Below are 933 nucleotides of genomic sequence, written 5' to 3' on the forward strand. Positions count from 1 at the left end.
ACACGTGCTTTTACCGCAGCCTGATTCGCCAACGAGAGCCAATGTTCGCCCAGCGTAAAGATCAAAACTGACGCCTTGCAACGCTCGAAAAGTCTCTTCTTTGGCAAAGCCACCGCCCACAGTGAACTCTTTGATCACGTTTTTCATTTGAATGATCGGTTGACTCATGCTGGTGCTCCTTGTTGCTCTGGCTGCTTGTGAACATCGTGAATATTGGGGAACGAGGCCCACAATTTCTGCGTGTAAGGGTGTTGTGGGTGATTGCGGATCTCGTAAGCGTGATTGACTTCTACGATCTCACCATGGCGCATGATGGCGATGCGGTCGCACAGTTGGCTCATCAAAGCTAAATCGTGAGTGATGAAAAGAACTGAGAAACCAAATTCTTCTCTCAGCTGATAAATTTGCTGCAGGATCTCTCGCTGCACCACCACATCAAGCGCTGTCGTTGGTTCATCCATAATGATGAGCTTAGGGTTTAAAGACAGCGCGATGGCAATAACCAGCCTTTGGCGCATTCCCCCAGAGAACTGGTGCGGATATTCACCCAGTCGATCTCGAGGGATGTTCACCAAATCGAGCAGTTTTTCGGCGCGATCTTTGGCTTGTTCGTTGCTGAGTCCTTGATGATGACGTAGGACGTCTGCAAACTGCTCTTGAATGGTCAGTACCGGATTAAGCGAGTTCATGGCGCTTTGGAATACCATGGCGATTTCGCTCCACCGCAGCGCGCCTAGCTCCTTATCGGACAAACGTAAGATGTCCTTACCTTGGAACAGAATTTGTCCACCAGAGATAAACGCGGGCGGCTTGTGCAGACGATTGATCGAAAAAGCGATGGTACTCTTTCCGCATCCAGATTCCCCAGCAAGGCCGAATACTTCGCCTTTTCCAATATCAAAGCTGACCGATTTCACCGCATTAAAGTCACCA

Annotated in this window: 2 protein-coding genes; both read right to left on the reverse strand. The window is 49.5% G+C overall.

The annotated features are described in order from the left end of the window. Nucleotides 1-168: ATP-binding cassette domain-containing protein (locus R7R24_RS25355; protein ID WP_318119866.1), on the reverse strand; the 168-nt coding region annotated here is incomplete at its 3' end. Beyond that, nucleotides 165-933, reverse strand: a 769-nt coding sequence (locus tag R7R24_RS25360) for an ABC transporter ATP-binding protein (protein WP_318119865.1), incomplete at its 5' end; no start/stop codon positions are given. The genes R7R24_RS25355 and R7R24_RS25360, both read right to left, overlap by 4 nt.

The sequence above is a fragment of the Vibrio sp. 704 genome (genome assembly GCF_033339295.1).